The sequence below is a fragment of the Chloroflexota bacterium genome, from assembly GCA_016235055.1.
In the GTDB taxonomy this organism is placed as follows: domain Bacteria; phylum Chloroflexota; class Anaerolineae; order JACRMK01; family JACRMK01; genus JACRMK01.
The window spans coordinates 44,037-61,238 of the sequence record JACRMK010000047.1; the positions used below are offsets into that span (position 1 = coordinate 44,037).

Sequence of the window (17,202 nt, forward strand, 5' to 3'; positions counted from 1 at the left end):
TTTTTTTGCGGCGCGACCCGCGTCATGATTGCAACGCGGCATCAAGTTCTCCCTCACGCCCTCGCTGGTTTTGAAAACCTGTGAGGACTGGCCGGCCATGCCCACCGTATCCCTGATTGCCACCGTATTGAACGAGGCCGAGTCGATCGGCCGCCTGCTCGATTCGATCGGCGCCCAGACCCGCCCGCCCGACGAGGTGGTGCTGGTCGATGGCGGATCGCGCGACGACACCGTGCGCCGCATCGAAGCGTGGGGCGCGCAACAGCCGTTCGCGGTGCGCGTGCTCACCGTGCCGGGCGCCAATATCTCGCAGGGGCGCAACGCCGCCATCGGCGCGGCGAGCGGCCCGGTCATCGCTTCGACCGATGCCGGCGTGCGCCTCGATCCGGTCTGGCTGGCGGAGTTGCTCGAACCGTTTGACGCGCCGAACCCGCCGGCGGTCGTCGGTGGGTTCTTCCAGCCGGATCCGCGCAACGCGTTCGAGACGGCGATGAGCGCCACGGTGCTGCCCGCGTTCGCCGATGTCGATCCGCGCACGTTCCTGCCGTCTTCGCGCTCGATCGCCTTCACGAAGGAGGCCTGGTCGGCGGTTGGCGGCTACCCGGAGTGGCTCGATTATTGCGAGGACTTGATCTTCGATCTCGGCTTGCGTGCGCGCTACGAATTTGGCTTCGCGCCGCAGGCGGTAGCCCATTTCCGTCCGCGCGGCAACCTGCGCTCGTTCTTCAAGCAGTACTACCTCTACGCGCGCGGCGATGGCAAGGCCGATTTGTGGCGCAAGCGGCACGCCATCCGCTACGCGACTTATCTGGTAGCTGCGCCGGCGCTGGTCGTGCTGGCCGTGCTGGCGTCGCCGTGGTGGTGGTTGGCGCTGGCGCTCGGCGTGGCCGCCTACACGCGCGCGCCGTATCGCCGCCTCGCGCCACACCTCGGCCGGCTTGGCCCCGGTGCGCGGCTGTACGCCCTCGTCATGGTGCCGGTCATTCGCGTCGTCGGAGACCTGGCGAAAATGATCGGCTACCCCGTTGGCGTCTGGTGGCGTCTGACGCGCCAGTCCGGGCGCACATGACCCGGACCGACGCGCCGGCCCGCCCGCTGTCCGACCTGCACAGTCCATCCCGCAATCGAAGCTATCGCTGCTGCCCGGCAAGGAATTCGCCGATGAGCGTCGCAAACGCCTCCGGCTGTTCGTCGAAAGAAAAATGACCCGCCTGGGGAATGATGCGGAAGGTCACGTTGGAGAGCGCATCGGCGTACGTGCGGCTCGCCAGTTCGGTCTGCATGTCGTTCGCCCCGTGGATGATGAGCACCGGGGCGCTCACGCTCTGCATGGCAGCGCGGTAGTCATGGCTCTGACCCATGCTGAGGTACATGGCTTGCACCATCCACCCGCCCGCACTCCCGTGGGCCGGGATTGGGGCGTTGGTGGCTGCCGTGTAGTATCTGGACAACTCGTCGTTCAGACTGATCAGATCGCTTTCTGACTTCGAGAAGATCTGTTGAAAGTCAAGGTATCTCTTCAGGAAGGCGGCGTACTCGGCTTGCATCGCCGGCGGCAGGCGCCGCTCAATTGCCGCAAAGAGCCCGCCGTCGGCCGCCGGCATCACGAGCACGTTGGCCGGCGCAACCAGCACCAATGCATCAACGCGCTCCGGGAATTCTGCCGCATAGAGGGACGCGAGCAACCCGCCCCAGGAATGTCCGATGACTACCAATCGCTCATCACCCAGAATCCGGCGTATGCGCTCGATGTCAGCCACTTGCGCGCCGAGGCCGAGCGGCCTGTCCAGGGCGAGCATGTTCGCGTAGTAATTGGATGACGCGAAACGGTCGATGGGTCGCGTCGATTGGCCGCACCCGCGCTGATCGTAGTAGTGGAACCGGTAGCGGTCCGTCAGCGACGCCAGGGCAGGCCAGGGCCGGGTGAACGGATAGCCGGGCCCGCCGTGAATGACGAGGACATTGCGCCCCCGCCCTTCGGCAAAGTGGAACAACTGAATATCTGGCTCGACCGTCCAATACGCCGCGTCGCCGGATTGTGCCGGCGGCGCCAGTGGTCCGCGCAGGCGGCCGCCAGCGCGCACCATGCCCGGCTCATAGAGCGGCTTCCCCATGCTGTACCAGGCATACCCCAAGATAATCAGGGTGGCCAGGAGCAGCACCGCGCCACCGGCGAATATGAGCTTTACCGATCTCCTCATGGACGGCCTCCGTATCGTGCTTCCCGTGGGGCCCGCGGCCGAACCGCAGGGCCGGACGCATGACCGCCGCTCGCTAGGCTTTCTCCACGGGGAGCTGTACCTCGGTCAGGTAGGCGCTGGCATCGCCGGACTCGGGCCCGCGCAGGTACACCTCGCGGCTTGGCCCGACGGTTCGGTAGCCGTTGCTCTCGATCCAGTTCATGAGCGCCGTGTATGCGGAGCCAATGGCGTCATAGCTACCGGAGTGCAACAGACACGCCATTAAGCCGCCGGGTAGCTGCCGGATGGCGGTCTCGTGGGCGGCGCTTGTGGCGTTCACGGGGATATCCAGCTCCACGTCCACATCATGATCGCGGTATTCGGCGTCATAGTAGAGCGCAACCGGCGCACCGACGGGCTTGAGCTCCAACCGGCCCAACTGGGCAAACACCCGGCCGAACAACTGGCCCAGATCGGCGTACGTCGGTATCGTGTCGTGGACGTAGACAACAGTTTGCGGTTCGATTGTTTTTACGACCACATCGTAGGTTGGCATCGCAGTCTCCTGTTCGATTTGTCTGAGTCGCGTCTCGATGCGCACAAGGCGCGACTGCTGTTCGTCGATTTGGGCTTGAAGCTCAGCCCGCTTTGCTTGCAGCAAGCGGTACAACTCGCTGGCGGAACCGTCCTTGTCCAGCAAGCCGGCGATTTGCTCCAGCGCGAAGCCCAGGTCCTTCAACGCCAGAATACGGTTGAGCCGGCGTAACTGCTCCACGGCGTAGTAGCGGTAGCCGCTGAAGCGATCGGATTGCAGCGGCCTCAGCAGTCCGATCTCGTCGTAGTAGCGCAACGTTTTCACCGACACCCGGCTGAGTTTGGAGAAGTCGCCTATCTTGAGCATCGTCGCACCTCTTTCCCCGGCTATTCGTGCTCATACATGCACATGATACACCCTCCAGCGACCGGAGAGTCAAGGGGGTGAGTCGAGATCCAGCAATTCTCATTTTGGCTTTGGACGGGTACTTTCCAATGCCGGCTTGCTATGAACTGGCCCCCCTGGTGCTTGTCACGCAAGCTGGCTCGACAAGAAAGCGGCGTTGCCCTCCCCCCGACCCCCTCCCAACGAAGTTGTCCATTCATGGGAAACCCTTGCCGCATGGCACAGGCTATTGCCGGTATGACGGACTTGTGAGTTCCGCCAGTGCGTTGGCATGCCTGCACACCGGCCTCATAATGTGATCCGTAAGCAGATGGCACTATAATAACGGAATAAGCACCATCTGTCGGTTCGGCGGGCTGGAAGTTTGCCTCGCTAACATAGTTTGGACCGCCGGGCATCCGATGCGCAGCCTTGATTCGCGTGAATAGCCTCATGCTCCGTGGCTCGACTGGTCCTCTACTGATGATTCGGCGCACTATGCAAGAAGACGGAATCCGCAACCTTGCCTTTATCAGGGCTTTGCTCCATTGAAGATCGCCCCTCTACCGGTGCCCAGTAGTGCACGCCGATACCGTCAACTGTGCGTCACCAAGGAGAAGGCATGCCGCCTGACCACGCCCTTAAGTTGATGCTTGTGGCCTGCATGGTGAGCGTGCTGGCATCGTGCGGCGCCGCTGTGCCGACGCCGAATCCGGTCCCATCGTGGGCGCACGAGCTGATGTTCTACGACTGGGATAGTGACATGCCCCGGTCCGTGCTGGATGCCTTCACGGCGGAGTATGGCGTGCCGGTCAAATACCTGACCTATGAATCCAGCGAAGCCGCCGTTGACGCGATCAAGTCGGGCATGGTGCTCGATGTCGTCGTGATGGAAGCGCGCCTGGTGCCGTTATTGATCGACGGCGGCTGGCTGGCGAAGCTCGACTACCGCAACATCGCCAATTTCAAGAACGTCTCGGCCAACTTCCGCGATCTGTCGTATGACCCGAAGAACGCCCACAGCGTGCCATTCAACTGGGGCACCACCGGTCTGGTGGTGCGCAGCGACCTGGTCGCGTCGCCGGTCAGCCGCTGGTCCGACCTGTGGGACCCGCGCTATGCCGGGGCCGTCGGCATCTGGCGGGGACAGCAACGCGACGTGATGAGCATGACGCTCAAATCGCTGGGCTACTCGGCCAACTCGGAGGATCCGGACGAACTGGACGCGGTCCTGCGGCGACTGCTGGCACTCAAACCGCACTGCATCTTCATCGACGACTTTGACCCCTCCACGTCGGCGCGGCTACTGGCCGATGGTCGGCTGATCATCGCAATGGGCTATGCGACAGACGCACTCCAGGGGCGCAAGTTGAACACTGCGATCACCTATGTCATGCCGTCGGAAGGCACGGCCATGTGGGGGGACAATTTCGTCATCCCAGCCGCGAGCAAGAACCAAACCACGGCCGAACTGTTCCTTAACTTCCTGTTGCGGCCCGAGATCAGCGCCCAGATCATCAACGCCAACTTCTATCCGATGCCGAACGATGCGGCGATCCCCTATATCGCTCCCGAGATCCGCAACGACCCGGCTGTATTCCCGCCAAGCGACTTGCTGAAGAGAGCGGAAATCATCATGCCGCTCAGCCCGGAAGGCCAGGCACTGCACGACGATATCTGGGCGCGCTTCCTTGCGGGCGGCCGCTAGCTTGCCGATGACTCGCTTGTCCCGAACCGGTCGGCTGCCGCGCGCAATCGATTGGCGCTTCTGGCAGACATTGCGCGCCCGGTTGATGGGGCTGCTCGGCATCATCTTCCTGGTGACCGTGCTGGTTGTCACGCTGGGCGTTTCCGCATTTGTCTCGCGCACCGAGGACGAGGCGTGGCGCGACCGGCAGGGTGAGGCCGCGAACAACGCCGCGATTCGCGTCGCGCTGTTCCTCGACGGCATCGCCGATACCATGCGCACCCTCGGCATCATCAAGCGTTCCGATCTGGAAGATGATCCACAGATCGCGCAGCGACTGCTGACCCGGGATTCAGGCCTGTTGGAATTGATCCGCATCGACACCAGCGGGCAGGTTTATGCCGGCGCATACCGTGACGAGCCGCTGCTGGCCAACTTGTATACCATCCGGCAATCCAACTGGTTCAGGCTGGCCCGCGCGGGGGAACCGTACATCGGTGACGTGCAGATCTCCTCGCTCAATGAACCGTACCTCATCCTCGCCCTACCGCTGCCGGAGCATGAAATTGTGGCGGCGCGGGTGCGCATGCAGCTCCTATGGGATATCGTCGCGCATCTCACCTTCGGCGACACTGGAAGCGCGTATGTGGTCAACCGCGACGGGCTGATCATAGCGCACACACGCCCGCGCTTCGTGCTGGCCCATACGACGATCCAGGCGCGACCCGAGTTCACGGCCATCATGCAAACGCGCAATCATGCCTGGAGCGGCCAGTACACGAATCTTGAGGGCGCGGCGGTGTTTGCGGTATCGGCTCCGGTGGTCGGATCGGATTGGATCATCATCACCGAATTGTCGCAAGTGGAGGCCAAGGCGGCGAGCTGGACCGCGCTGCTCACGCTGGGCGGCGGTATGCTCCTGTTCGCGCTGGGCGTCATACTGATCGGTCGGCGGTACCTGGAATGGGGCGTCTTCCGCCCGATCGAGGCGCTGCGCGACGGCGCCGAATTGATCGGGCGCGGCCACTTCGATCATCGCATCACCGTCATGCGCCGCGACGAGATCGGGCAGGTCGCCGAGGCGTTTAACGAAATGGCGCGCCGTGTGCGCGAAGGCAATCAGCAGCTGCAGCATGCGAAAGATGAACTGGAGCACAAAGTCGCCGAGCGCACGACGGAGGCGCGCGCCAGCGTCGAGCGGTTGACAATATTCAATGAGATCAGCCGCTCGGTGTCCACGACGCGCCGCCTGGACGATGTGCTGGACACGATTCACGCTCGCGTCAGGCGCCTCATGCCGCTGGACGTGTTTGTCGTCGGCCTGTTTTCATCCGACGGGCGCGAGATGTCGTTCCCGGCAACTTATGACAGCGGCGTGCGTTACGAAGGCACGCGCGCGCCGCTGGCGCAGATGCCGCTGATGGCGCGCGTGCAGGCATCGGGGAAACCGTTATTGATCAATCTCTCGCCGGACGATATGGCGCAGTTGCCGCCGCACTCGTTTGGCGATCCGACCCGGCATTCAGCGGCGCTGGTCACCGTGCCGCTAGTCGCGGAAAGCGGCATCATCGGCGTCATGTCCGTCCAATCCTACACGGCCGGCGTGTACACCGCCGCGCACATCGAATGGCTCGAGGGTGTCGCGAATCAAACCGCCATCGCGATTGAGAGCGCGCGCCTGTTCGACGCGCTGGCCGCCGAACTGGCCGCGCGGCAGCTTGCCGCCGCCGAACGCGAAACGCTGATCGAGAAGCTGGAGGAGCGCAACACCGAGCTGGAGCGCTTCACCTACACCGTCTCGCACGATCTCAAAAGCCCGTTGATCACCATGCGCGGCTTCCTCGGATATGTGGAGCAAGACGCGCGCGCCGGCCAGTGGGATCGCCTGCAGCAGGACATGCAGCGCATCACCGACGCCACGGGCAAGATGCAGCGGCTGCTCGACGAGTTGCTGGAGCTCTCGCGCATTGGCCGCAAGATGAACGCACCCGAAGACGTGCCCTTTGAAATGGTGGCGCGCGAGGCGGTCGGCCTGGCGGGCGGGCGGCTGGAGGCGCGCGGCGTGACGGTGGTCATCGCGCCGGGTTTGCCGGCGGTGTACGGCGATCACGTGCGGCTCGTGGAGGTCGTGCAGAACCTGGTGGACAACGCGGCGAAGTTCATGGGCGACCAGCCCGCGCCGCGCGTGGAGATCGGCGTGCGGACCGGCAGCGCCGGCGGGCCGGTGTTCTATGTCAAGGACAACGGCATCGGCATCGAGCCGCAGTACCATGCGCGCGTATTCGGCCTGTTCGACAAGCTCGATGCGCACAGCGAAGGCACGGGCGTCGGGCTGGCGTTGGTGAAGCGCATCGTCGAGGTGCACGGCGGGCGCATCTGGGTGGAATCGGAGGGCCAGGGCAGAGGCGCGACGTTCTGCTTCACGCTGGCAACGCCGGCCGCCGCAGCGCAAGCGTAGCGACTGGCATGCGGACAAACCGGCGACCTGTCTCTACATCCTGTACCATGTAAGGGTACGCACAACTCTTCTGCACAGGGTATACCGCAAAAGTGTAGGGATCGTACGGAATGCCAGCACGTCATTCCGGCACGTTTTTTGGCCGGAATCCACTCAAAAAGATGGCGCTGGTTATGGGGACGGTGGATGCCGGCTTACTACACGCCGGCATGACGGACTGCAGAGTTCCGACAGTTCGTCGGTATGCCACTGGAATGGACGCGCATCACGCGCTTTGTCGGCCTTTGGCAGTGTGCTACAATAGCCGCGTGGCGAGCCTGTCGATAGTTATTGTCAACTTCAACACCTGCGAACTTCTGCGCGACTGCCTCCGCTCCGTCTTGGCCTCGCAGGCCATCGCGGTGCCGGAAGTCTGGGTCGTTGACAACGCCTCGTCCGACGGCAGCGCGGCGATGGTGCGCGCCGAGTTCCCGAGCGTCCGGCTGATTGCCAACGCCGACAACCGCGGCTACGCCTACGCCAACAATCTCGCGCTGCGCCAGTGCCGCGCGGATTTTGTGCTGCTGCTGAACCCTGATACCGTCCTGCCGCCGGATGCACTGGCCCGGACGCTTGAGTTCTTTGCGGCGCATCCTGATGCTGGCGTCGTCGGGCCCCGGCTCGTGCGGCCGGACGGCTCGCTCGACATGGCCTGCCGCCGCAGTTTCCCTACGCCCGAAGTTTCATTCTACCGCATGGCTGGCCTGAGCCGGCTCTTTCCGCGCTCGCCGCGCTTCGGGCGCTATAACATGACCTTCCTCAGCGCCGAGCAGACGGCCGAGGTGGATTCGGTCGTCGGGGCGTTCATGCTGGTGCGCGGCGAGATCCTGTCGCAGGTCGGCCTGCTCGACGAGCAGTTCTTCATGTATGCCGAAGACCTCGACTGGTGCAAGCGCATCAAGGAAGCGGCCAACCCGCGCACGGGGCGGCCGTGGCAGGTCTGGTATGCGTCGCACGTGCACGTGCTGCACGTCAAACGCGCGGCGAGCACCGGCAGCGTGCGCGCCCAGCAGGCGTTCAACGACACCATGCTGCAGTTCTACCGCAAGCACTACGCTGCCACCACGCCGTTCTGGCTCGACCGGCTCGTCGTCGGCGGCATCACGCTGCGCGGCCTGCTGGTGCGGATGCGCGCGAGGCAGCCCGCGTGAGCGCCGGCGCCGCACCGGCCCAGCATCCACTCGTCAGCGTGTCGCGCCGCCGGCCGATCTTCTTCTCGTCCGCGGCCATGGTGGTGCTGGATGCCGTGCTGATCGCACTCGCGTTCTACCTGGCGCATCGCTGGCGCATCGGCACCGAGTACCCGCGCCCGCAGAATATCCAGTCGTTTCGCTTCTACCTGCCGATGCTACTGGTGCAGGAGTTGTGCATCATCGGCATGTTCTTCTTCTACAAGCTATACCACCGCAAACGCAGCACCAGCCATCTCGACGAGGTGGCCGCGATCTTCGCCGCCGTGTCGGTGGGCACCACGATCTCCACGGCCATTATCTCGTTCGCCTTCAAGAGCGACTTCGATTACCCGCGCCTGATGATCGTGTATGCCTGGGGACTGTCATTCGCGCTGGTCGCCACCGGGCGCATAGTTCACGCGCGCCTGCAGTGGGCGCTGCAGACCAGTGGCTTCGGGGCAACCAAGGTGATCGTCGTCGGGGCGGGCGAGGCCGGGCAGATGATCGTCAGCACCATCAAGAAGTCGCCCGGGCTCGGCTACCGGCTGGTCGGCGTGGTGGACGACCGTCCCTGCGATGGCGATATGGGCGTGCCGTGGCTCGGCCCGACGGCCCAACTGGGCGAGTTGATCGACCAGCACCAGGTGGGCGAGGTGTTCGTCGGCATGCCCGACGCGCCGCACCAGAAGATCCTGAACATCATCTCCAACGCGCAGCGCGACCAGGTCGGCATCAAGATCTTCCCGGACATCTTCCAGATCATCTCGTCACCGGTCGGCATCGGCGATCTGAGCGGCCTGCCGATGGTGACCGTGCGCGACGTGGCGCTGCGCGGCTGGCGCCTGACGCTCAAACGCGCGCTCGACGTCGTGATTTCAGCAAGCATACTCATCCTCTCGTCGCCAGTCCTGCTCGTGACGGCCATCCTCATCAAGCTGGATTCGCCCGGATCGGTGTTCTACACTCAGGTGCGCATGGGACTCGATGCCCGCCCGTTCGCCATCCTCAAGTTTCGCACGATGCGCACCGACGCGGAAATGAGCGGCCCCGGCTGGACGGTAAAGAATGACCCGCGTAAGACGCGCCTGGGCGTCTTCCTGCGCCGCTTTCACGTGGACGAAATGCCGCAGTTCATCAATGTCCTGCTGGGCGATATGAGCATCGTGGGGCCGCGCCCGGAGCGCCCGGTTTTTGTCGAGCAGTTCCGCCGCCTCGTACCGCGCTACATGGAGCGCCATCAGGAAAAGGCCGGCATCACCGGCTGGGCGCAGGTCAACGGCCTGCGCGGCGACACCTCGATTGTCGAACGCACCAAATACGACCTGTACTACATCGAAAACTGGTCATTGCTGTTCGACATCAAGATCATCCTCCGCACCATCTGGGTGGCCCTCTCCGGCCAGTCCGAGTAACCAGCCACTAACCACTAGCAACTAGTCGCTAGTCGCTAGACTTGTTACATTTTTATTAGAGATATTGACATCAAAATCGCATCGTGGTATCATTTTACCTATGAATTAGCACTCGTAAATCGAGAGTGCTAAAGACGAACTATGGAACTCACCGCTCGTCAAGAAGCGATTCTAGCGCAAATTGTACAGCACTATATTACGACCGCGGCGCCTGTAGGCTCCGAAGCGATTGCGCTGCGCATGCCGACGCGCATGAGCTCGGCCACCGTGCGCAACGAGATGGCGATGCTCGAAGAGCTCGGCTATCTGATGCACCCGCACACGTCGGCGGGGCGTGTGCCGACTGCCAAGGGCTATCGCTATTTTGTCGAGCGGCTGATGGATCAGTCCGACCTGTCCAGCACGGAAAAGCGGATGATCCAGCACCAGTTCCATCAGGCCGAGATGGACCCCGAGCAGTGGATGAAGCTGGCGGCGTCAGTTCTGAGTCATACGACCCGCACGGCGGCCGTCGTCACAGCGCCGCGCAGCGTGCAGACGGAGTTCAAGCACATCGAGTTGCTGGCGATCAACGACAACCTGATCCTCGCGGTGCTGGTGCTGCGCGACGGCACGGTGAAGCAGCAGATGATCGCTGCCCCGCAGCCGGCGCCGATGCAGGATGAATTGTCGGCGCTGGCCGCCCGCCTGACCGCGCAACTGGCCGGCGTATCGGCCGTGCAGGTATCGACGCTGATGAGCATGGCGTCCGGCCTGGAAGCGCAGGTGCTCGATCGCATCGCGACGATGATGTACCAGCAGGATCACAGCGGCAGCATGGCCATCTACCGCGACGGCCTCAGCCTGATCTTGCAGCAGCCGGAGTTTGCCGAAAGCCCGCGCGCGCAGCGCCTGGTGTACGCGCTGGAAGCGGGCAATTCGATGGAGCAGGCGCTGGATGAGGCGACCTCGTCGGGCGGCGTGCAGATCGTCATCGGCGGCAACGACCGCTGGAACGAGATGCAGGACGTCAGCCTGATCCTGGCGCGCTACGGCATGACGCAGACCGCCGTCGGCGTGGTCGGCGTGCTGGGGCCGCTGCGTATGCCGTACGGCCGCGCCATCTCGACCGTGCGCTACGTCGCCAGCGTGATGGATGGACTGGTGGAATGGATATTCAAGTAGCAGACCGCCGGCCGCGCGAGCGACCGGACGCATCTGATCGTGGAGGACAAACAAGGCATGTCACAGGAACAGACCGTCGAAACACCCGCGGCTGGACCGCAGAGCCAGCAAGCAGACGCGGCAGAGCAGGCGCGGGCCGACGCGGCCGACTACAAGGACCGCTGGATGCGCAGCGTGGCGGAGTTCTCAAACTATCGCAAGCGCACCGAGCGTGATTGGGCCGACGTGCGCGCCACGGCCGGCGCCGATGCAATTAAGAACCTGCTGCCCGTGCTGGACGATCTCGACCGCGCTCTTAGGGCGGTGCCCGCGGAGTTGCAGTCGCAGCCGTGGGTGGAGGGCTTCCGGTTGATCGAGCGCAAGGCCGTGGGTGCACTGGCGCAGGCCGGCGTCACGCCGATTGAGGCGATCGGACAGATGTTCGACCCGAACCTGCACGAGAGCGTGGCCGCCGAGCCAAGCGACCAACCGCACGGCACCGTGCTGGAAGAGTTCCGCAAAGGTTATCGCATCAATGACCGCGTATTGCGCCCGGCCATGGTAAAGATCGCGCAATAAGACACGTAAAGCAATCATTCGACAGGAGATTACAATGGGCAAGATTATCGGTATCGATCTGGGCACGACAAATTCGGTGGTGGCGGTGATGGAAGGCGGCGAGCCGAAGGTTATCCCCAGCGCGGAGGGCTCCAATCTGGTGCCGTCCATCGTTGCGGTCAACCCGAAGAGCGGCGAGCGGATGGTCGGGCAGGTCGCCAAGCGCCAGGCGATCACCAACAGCGAGAACACCATCTTCTCGATCAAGCGCTTGATGGGCCGCAAGTTCAAGGACGCCGAAGTGCAGAAGGCGCTCAAGGTGCTGCCGTACAAGGTGGTCGAAGCGCCCAACGGCGACTGCCGCGTGCTCATGGGCGGCAAAGAGCACTCGCCGCAGGAGATCTCGGCGATGATCCTGCGCAAGCTCAAGGAAGACGCGGAGACCTACCTCGGCGAATCAGTTACCCAGGCGGTCATCACCGTGCCGGCGTACTTCAACGACTCGCAGCGGCAGGCGACCAAGGACGCCGGCAAGATCGCCGGCTTGGAAGTGCTGCGCATCATCAACGAGCCGACGGCCTCGGCGCTGTCCTACGGCCTCGACAAGAAGAAGGACGAGAAGATCGCCGTCTATGACCTGGGCGGCGGCACGTTCGATATCTCGATTCTCGAGCTGGGCGACGGCGTCTTCGAGGTCAAGTCGACCAACGGCGACACGTTCCTCGGCGGCGACGACTTCGACCAGCGTGTGATGGGCTGGATCATCGACGAGTTCCGCAAGGAGCAGGGCATCGACCTGCGCAACGACAAGATGGCGCTGCAGCGCCTGAAGGAAGCGGCCGAGACGGCGAAGAAAGAGCTGTCGTCGGCGCAGCAGACCGAGATCAACCTGCCGTTCATCACGGCGGATGCCAGCGGCCCGAAGCACATGATCATGACGCTGACCCGCTCGAAGCTCGACCAGTTGACGTCGGACCTGGTCGATCGCTCGATCCAGCCGGTGCGGCAGGCGCTCGAGGATGCCAAGCTGCGCGTCAACGAAGTGGACGAGGTCGTGCTGGTGGGCGGCATGACGCGCGTACCGCTGGTGCAGGAGACGGTCAAGAAGTACTTCGGCAAGGAGCCGAACCAGAGCGTGCATCCCGACGAGGTGGTGGCGGTCGGCGCGGCGATTCAGGCCGGCGTGCTGGGCGGCGAGGTCAAGGATGTGCTGTTGCTCGACGTGACGCCGCTGACGCTCGGCATCGAGACGCTGGGCGGCGTGGCGACGCAGTTGATCGAGCGCAACACGACGATCCCCACCAAGAAATCGCAGATCTTCTCGACCGCGTCGGACAGCCAGACGTCGGTGGAGATCCACGTCGTGCAGGGCGAGCGCCCGCTGGCGGTGGACAACAAGACGCTCGGCCGCTTCATCCTGGACGGCATTCCGCCGGCGCCGCGCGGCATGCCGCAGGTCGAGGTCACCTTCGACATCGACGCCGACGGCATCCTGCACGTCACGGCGCTGGACAAGGCGACCGGCCGCGAGCAGAAGATCACCATCACGGCGTCGTCCGGCCTCAACAAGGACGAGGTCGACCGCATGGTGAAGGAAGCGCACAAGCACGCCAACGAGGATGCCAAGCGCAAGGAAGAGATCGAGACGCGCAACACGGCCGACAACCTGGCCTGGCAGGTCGAGAAGTTCGTGCGCGAAAGCGGCGACAAGATCCCGGCCGACGGCAAAGCCCAACTGGAGCAGAAGGTCGGCGCGCTGCGCGAGGCGCTGAAGGGCAAGGACGTGGACGGCATCAAGCGCCAGCAGGAAGATCTGCAGCAGGCGTGGCAGGCGATCGGCCAGACGATGCACCAGCAGCAGCCAGGCCCGGGCGCCGGCCCGACGCCGGGCGGAGACGCCGGCGGCGAGGGCAAGAAGCCGGATGATGGCACCGTCGAGGGCCAGTATCGCGAAGTCTAACGGCAGGCCGGGGCGGGCAGGCGGGGCTGACCCCGCCTGCCCGCTTTGGTGTTTGTTCAATTGGTATGGGTATAGTAAACTCCACGATTAAATGAACGAGAAACGCGACTACTACGATGTGCTCGGGGTGCCGCGCAACGCCAGCAGTGAGGAGATCAAGCGCGCCTACCGCAAGCTGGCGATGCAGTATCACCCCGACCGCAACCGCGAAGACGACGCCACGACCAGGTTCAAGGAAATCAACGAGGCGTACGAGGTCCTGCATGACGGCGAGAAGCGGCAGGTCTATGACCGCTACGGCCACGCCGGCGTGCGCGGGAGCGGCGGCCCGCAGGACTTCTCGGGCTTCACCGGCTTCAGTGACATCTTCGAGGAGTTCTTCGGCTTCGGGCGCACAAATGCGTCCAACCGCCGCGCGCCGCGCCGCGGCGCCGATCTGCGCTACGCGCTGGCACTGAACTTCGAGGAAGCGATCTTCGGCTGCGACAAGGAGATCGAAGTCACGCACTCGGACGCCTGTCCGGTCTGCCAGGGCAGCGGCGCCGAGCCGGGCACCTCGCCCAAACGGTGTCCGCAGTGCAACGGCACCGGCGAAGTGCGCCGTATGCAGCAGACGATCCTCGGCTCGCTCGTCAACGTCAGCACCTGCGACCGCTGCAACGGCGAAGGCGAGATCGTCGCGACGCCGTGCCACGAATGCCGCGGCTACAAGCGCGTGCAGCGCGAACACAAGCTGACCGTGCAGATCCCGGCCGGTGTGGACGACGGCACGCAGATCCGGCTGGCGGGACAGGGCGAGCCGGGCGTGTACGGCGGCCCGGCCGGCAACCTGTACGTACAGTTGAAGGTCAAGGAGCACAGGTTCTTCCGGCGGCAGGATAATGACATTCTGCTCGACGTGCGTATCAACATCGCGCAAGCCGCGCTCGGCGACGAGATCACCGTGCCGACGCTCGACGGCGACGTGACGCTCAAGATCCCGGCCGGCACGCAGACCGGCCGCACCTTCTCGCTGGCCGACAAGGGCGTGCCGTTCCTGCGGCGCCAGGGGCGCGGCGACGAACTAGTGACCGTGCGCATCATGACGCCGGAGAGCCTGACCGAGGAGCAGCGCAAGCTGTTCAAGCAGTTGTCCAAGACGCTCGGCAAGGAAGTGATCGAGCAGCCGGGCAAGGGCATTTTCGACAAGGTGAAGGACGCGTTCGGCATGTAACGCGCGTCCCGCGTGCGGAAATGATGATCAACGGGTGACACGGCTCACCCGTTCTTTGTGTGCCCCCGTCTTCTGCTCCCGTTGTCGGGGTTTTGGGAGTTGGCGTTTGGGAGTTGGGAGTTCGGTTTGGATCTACTTGAGATTTCCGTCCGCACGGACGGCGAAGCCGCCGAGGCGATCAGCGAGTTGTTCAACCGGCTGGGGCAGGGCGGCGCGGTGATCGAGGAAGCGCCGTCGCAGGCCTCGCGCGCGGTGCTCGTGCGCACCTACCTGCATGATGACGAGCACCTGGCGGACAAGCGCCGCGAGATCGAGGAGGGGCTCTGGCACCTCTCGCTGCTCTACCCGTTTCCGCCGGCTGAGTTTCGCATCCTGCAGGAAGACGACTGGGCGAACGCGTGGAAGGCGTTCCATCCGGTCCAGCATGTCGGCGGGCGGATCGTGCTGAAGCCGACCTGGCGCGAGCACACGCCGCAGCCCGGCGAGTTGATCATCGAACTCGACCCCGGCATGGCGTTCGGCACCGGCCAGCACCCCTCGACGCGCCTCTGCCTGCTCGCCATCGAGCGATACCTGCGCCCGGGCATGCGCATGATCGACGTCGGCACCGGATCGGGCATTCTGACGATCCTGGCGGCGCGGCTGGGCGCGGCCGAGATGTTCGCGTGCGACATTGACGGCCTGTCGGTCAAGGTCGCCCGCGAGAACTGCGCGCTGAACGGCGTGAGTGCGCATCTGCGCCTGGAAACCGGCTCGCTCGGCGATCTCGACTTCGGGCCTGAACCGTGGGACATGCTCCTGATGAACATTCTCGCGCCGGTCATCATCGAGTTGCTGCCGCTGGCGCGCCCGCGCCTGCGCGATGGCGGTCTGATCGTTCTTGCCGGGCTGATCGAACCGCAGGTGGACGGCGTCAAAGAGCAGATGGACGCAGTCGGCATCACGGAGATTGACCGCATGCAGGACGGCGACTGGGTGATGCTGGTCGGCCGGACGGGCGGCGGTGAACAGTGAACCGTGAACGGTCAACTGTGAGCAGCAGGCGCTGGCCGGTCTGAGCAACCGTGACACTGCATCGTTTCTTTGTGCCGGAGGAGACGCTGGTCGGCGATACGGTTGCGCTGCCGGCAGATTCCGCGCACCAGATCGCGCAGGTGCTGCGCCTGCGGCCCGGCGAACGCATCATTCTGCTGGGCGGCGGCGGGTTGGAGCACGAGGCGCAACTGGAAGCCGTCGCGCGCGCGGCGGTGATCGCCCGCATCGTCGCGACGCGCCCGGCGGTGGGCGAGCCGGCCCTGCGGCTGACGCTCTGCCCCGCGCTGTTGAAAGCCGACAAGTTCGAGGGGGTTATACAGAAGTGCACCGAGTTGGGCGTCGCGGCGTTTCAGCCGGTGATCAGCGCGCGCTGTGTCAGCGAGGCGGCGAGCGCGCAGAAGCTGGCGCGCTGGCGGCATATCGCGCAGGAAGCGGCCGAGCAGAGTGGGCGCGGCTGCGTGCCGCCGGTCGAACCGCCGCGGCCCTTGCCGGATGCGCTGAAGCAAGCGGGCGGCCTCATGTTGATGGCGCACGAAGTGGAGCGCGTGACAAGCCTGCATGCCGCGTTGGCCGGCCAGTCGCTGGCCGAAGGCGTGTGCCTCTTTATCGGTCCCGAGGGCGGCTTCGACGAGCGCGAGGTGGCGCTGGCGCGCGAGGCAGGCGCGTTGCCGGTCTCGCTGGGGCTGCGCATCCTGCGCGCGGAAACGGCCAGCGTGGCGGCGGTGGCCGCCATTATGCACGAGCGCGGCGAGATGGGGTAGCGGGTGTACGACCGCTGAACGCGGCGGGAGAATAGTTGCGGCGCTTCTCGGCCTGGCGCATCATCACGCCTAATATCGCGCACGACCCCGAGGCGCGCGACGCCGACCGGCACAGCACGCTCAACCGCTCGCAGCGCCGCGACGATCTGGACGTCGTGACGAACAACGCGTACTAACAAGCCTTATACTGTTTTGTGATGAGTATGTCCTAATCCACTGTCATTTTGAGATGGTCCATACCGCGTGCGGTATGCGATGCGGCAGAAACTTGGGCGCGGAATTTCCAAGTCGTCATTCCGGCGAAAGCCGGAAGCCAGGCAGACGTAACACAGGCCGCTACGCGCGCCAGATGCCGGCATGACTACCTCGGGCGTCGCAGCCCGTGAACCAGTTGAAGTTTCTGAGCAGCGCGGCGGCCAGACCGATGGAGTGCAACACGCTTCGCGCGCGAAGAATCTGGGATGGTGCATTTCAGATGTTTCGCGCGCGTAACGAGCCAAAGGACATAAGCCCTGCCTTCGCGCTTCATCCTGTGCCCGCCGCGCAGCGGCGGACGGCGGCGCAGCCGCCGTGCACAGGACATACATGACAAACAAGGATATCTATAAATCGAAACAGTATTAACACAGCGACACAGAGGCACAGAGAAAACCTGAAAGGGTTTC

14 protein-coding genes are annotated in these 17,202 nt (G+C 64.3%); 12 read left to right on the top strand and 2 right to left on the bottom strand.

The window, feature by feature from the left end; all coding sequences use genetic code 11:
- The first annotated feature begins 97 nt into the window (after positions 1-97).
- Positions 98-1,069 (top strand): glycosyltransferase, encoded by a 972-nt coding sequence (locus HZB53_11475; protein ID MBI5878260.1) that lies wholly within the window; start codon positions 98-100, stop codon positions 1,067-1,069.
- A gap of 61 nt (positions 1,070-1,130) precedes the next feature.
- On the opposite strand, the gene HZB53_11480 is transcribed toward HZB53_11475, so the two are convergent.
- The gene (locus HZB53_11480) at positions 1,131-2,201 is read right to left on the bottom strand and encodes an alpha/beta hydrolase (protein ID MBI5878261.1); all 1,071 of its coding nucleotides are present in this window, start codon (positions 2,199-2,201) and stop codon (positions 1,131-1,133) included.
- A 73-nt stretch (positions 2,202-2,274) separates the two neighbouring features.
- Positions 2,275-3,081, bottom strand: coding sequence for a MerR family transcriptional regulator (locus HZB53_11485; GenBank protein MBI5878262.1), 807 nt, complete (start codon positions 3,079-3,081; stop codon positions 2,275-2,277).
- A 640-nt stretch (positions 3,082-3,721) separates the two neighbouring features.
- On the opposite strand from HZB53_11485, the gene HZB53_11490 reads away from it, so the two are divergent.
- The 11 genes from HZB53_11490 to HZB53_11540 all read left to right on the top strand — a co-directional run bounded on the left by HZB53_11490 (position 3,722) and on the right by HZB53_11540 (position 16,713).
- Positions 3,722-4,807, top strand: coding sequence for a spermidine/putrescine ABC transporter substrate-binding protein (locus HZB53_11490; GenBank protein ID MBI5878263.1), 1,086 nt, complete (start codon positions 3,722-3,724; stop codon positions 4,805-4,807).
- A 16-nt stretch (positions 4,808-4,823) separates the two neighbouring features.
- Positions 4,824-7,244, top strand: coding sequence for a GAF domain-containing protein (locus HZB53_11495; protein ID MBI5878264.1), 2,421 nt, complete (start codon positions 4,824-4,826; stop codon positions 7,242-7,244).
- A 308-nt stretch (positions 7,245-7,552) separates the two neighbouring features.
- Positions 7,553-8,434, top strand: a complete 882-nt coding sequence (locus HZB53_11500) for a glycosyltransferase family 2 protein (protein MBI5878265.1) — start codon at positions 7,553-7,555, stop codon at positions 8,432-8,434.
- Positions 8,431-9,867, top strand: coding sequence for an undecaprenyl-phosphate glucose phosphotransferase (locus HZB53_11505; GenBank protein MBI5878266.1), 1,437 nt, complete (start codon positions 8,431-8,433; stop codon positions 9,865-9,867). The genes HZB53_11500 and HZB53_11505 overlap by 4 nt, the downstream gene beginning before the upstream one ends.
- A gap of 141 nt (positions 9,868-10,008) precedes the next feature.
- Complete coding sequence (hrcA, locus tag HZB53_11510) at positions 10,009-11,031, top strand: heat-inducible transcription repressor HrcA (protein ID MBI5878267.1); 1,023 nt, start codon at positions 10,009-10,011, stop codon at positions 11,029-11,031.
- A 57-nt stretch (positions 11,032-11,088) separates the two neighbouring features.
- The gene (locus HZB53_11515; protein ID MBI5878268.1) at positions 11,089-11,589 is read left to right on the top strand and encodes a nucleotide exchange factor GrpE; all 501 of its coding nucleotides are present in this window, start codon (positions 11,089-11,091) and stop codon (positions 11,587-11,589) included.
- Between the two features lie 34 nt (positions 11,590-11,623).
- A complete protein-coding gene (dnaK, locus tag HZB53_11520) occupies positions 11,624-13,528 on the top strand; it encodes a molecular chaperone DnaK (protein ID MBI5878269.1) in 1,905 nt (634 codons plus the stop codon).
- A gap of 91 nt (positions 13,529-13,619) precedes the next feature.
- Entirely contained in the window at positions 13,620-14,741 is a 1,122-nt protein-coding gene (gene dnaJ, locus HZB53_11525) for a molecular chaperone DnaJ (GenBank protein MBI5878270.1), read from the top strand.
- Between the two features lie 126 nt (positions 14,742-14,867).
- On the top strand, positions 14,868-15,755 hold the full coding sequence (locus HZB53_11530) for a 50S ribosomal protein L11 methyltransferase (protein MBI5878271.1): 888 nt from the start codon (positions 14,868-14,870) through the stop codon (positions 15,753-15,755).
- Positions 15,756-15,805: 50 nt separating this feature from the next.
- Positions 15,806-16,537, top strand: a complete 732-nt coding sequence (locus HZB53_11535) for a 16S rRNA (uracil(1498)-N(3))-methyltransferase (GenBank protein ID MBI5878272.1) — start codon at positions 15,806-15,808, stop codon at positions 16,535-16,537.
- Positions 16,538-16,572: 35 nt separating this feature from the next.
- Positions 16,573-16,713, top strand: a complete 141-nt coding sequence (locus HZB53_11540) for a hypothetical protein (protein MBI5878273.1) — start codon at positions 16,573-16,575, stop codon at positions 16,711-16,713.
- Positions 16,714-17,202 lie beyond the last annotated feature (489 nt).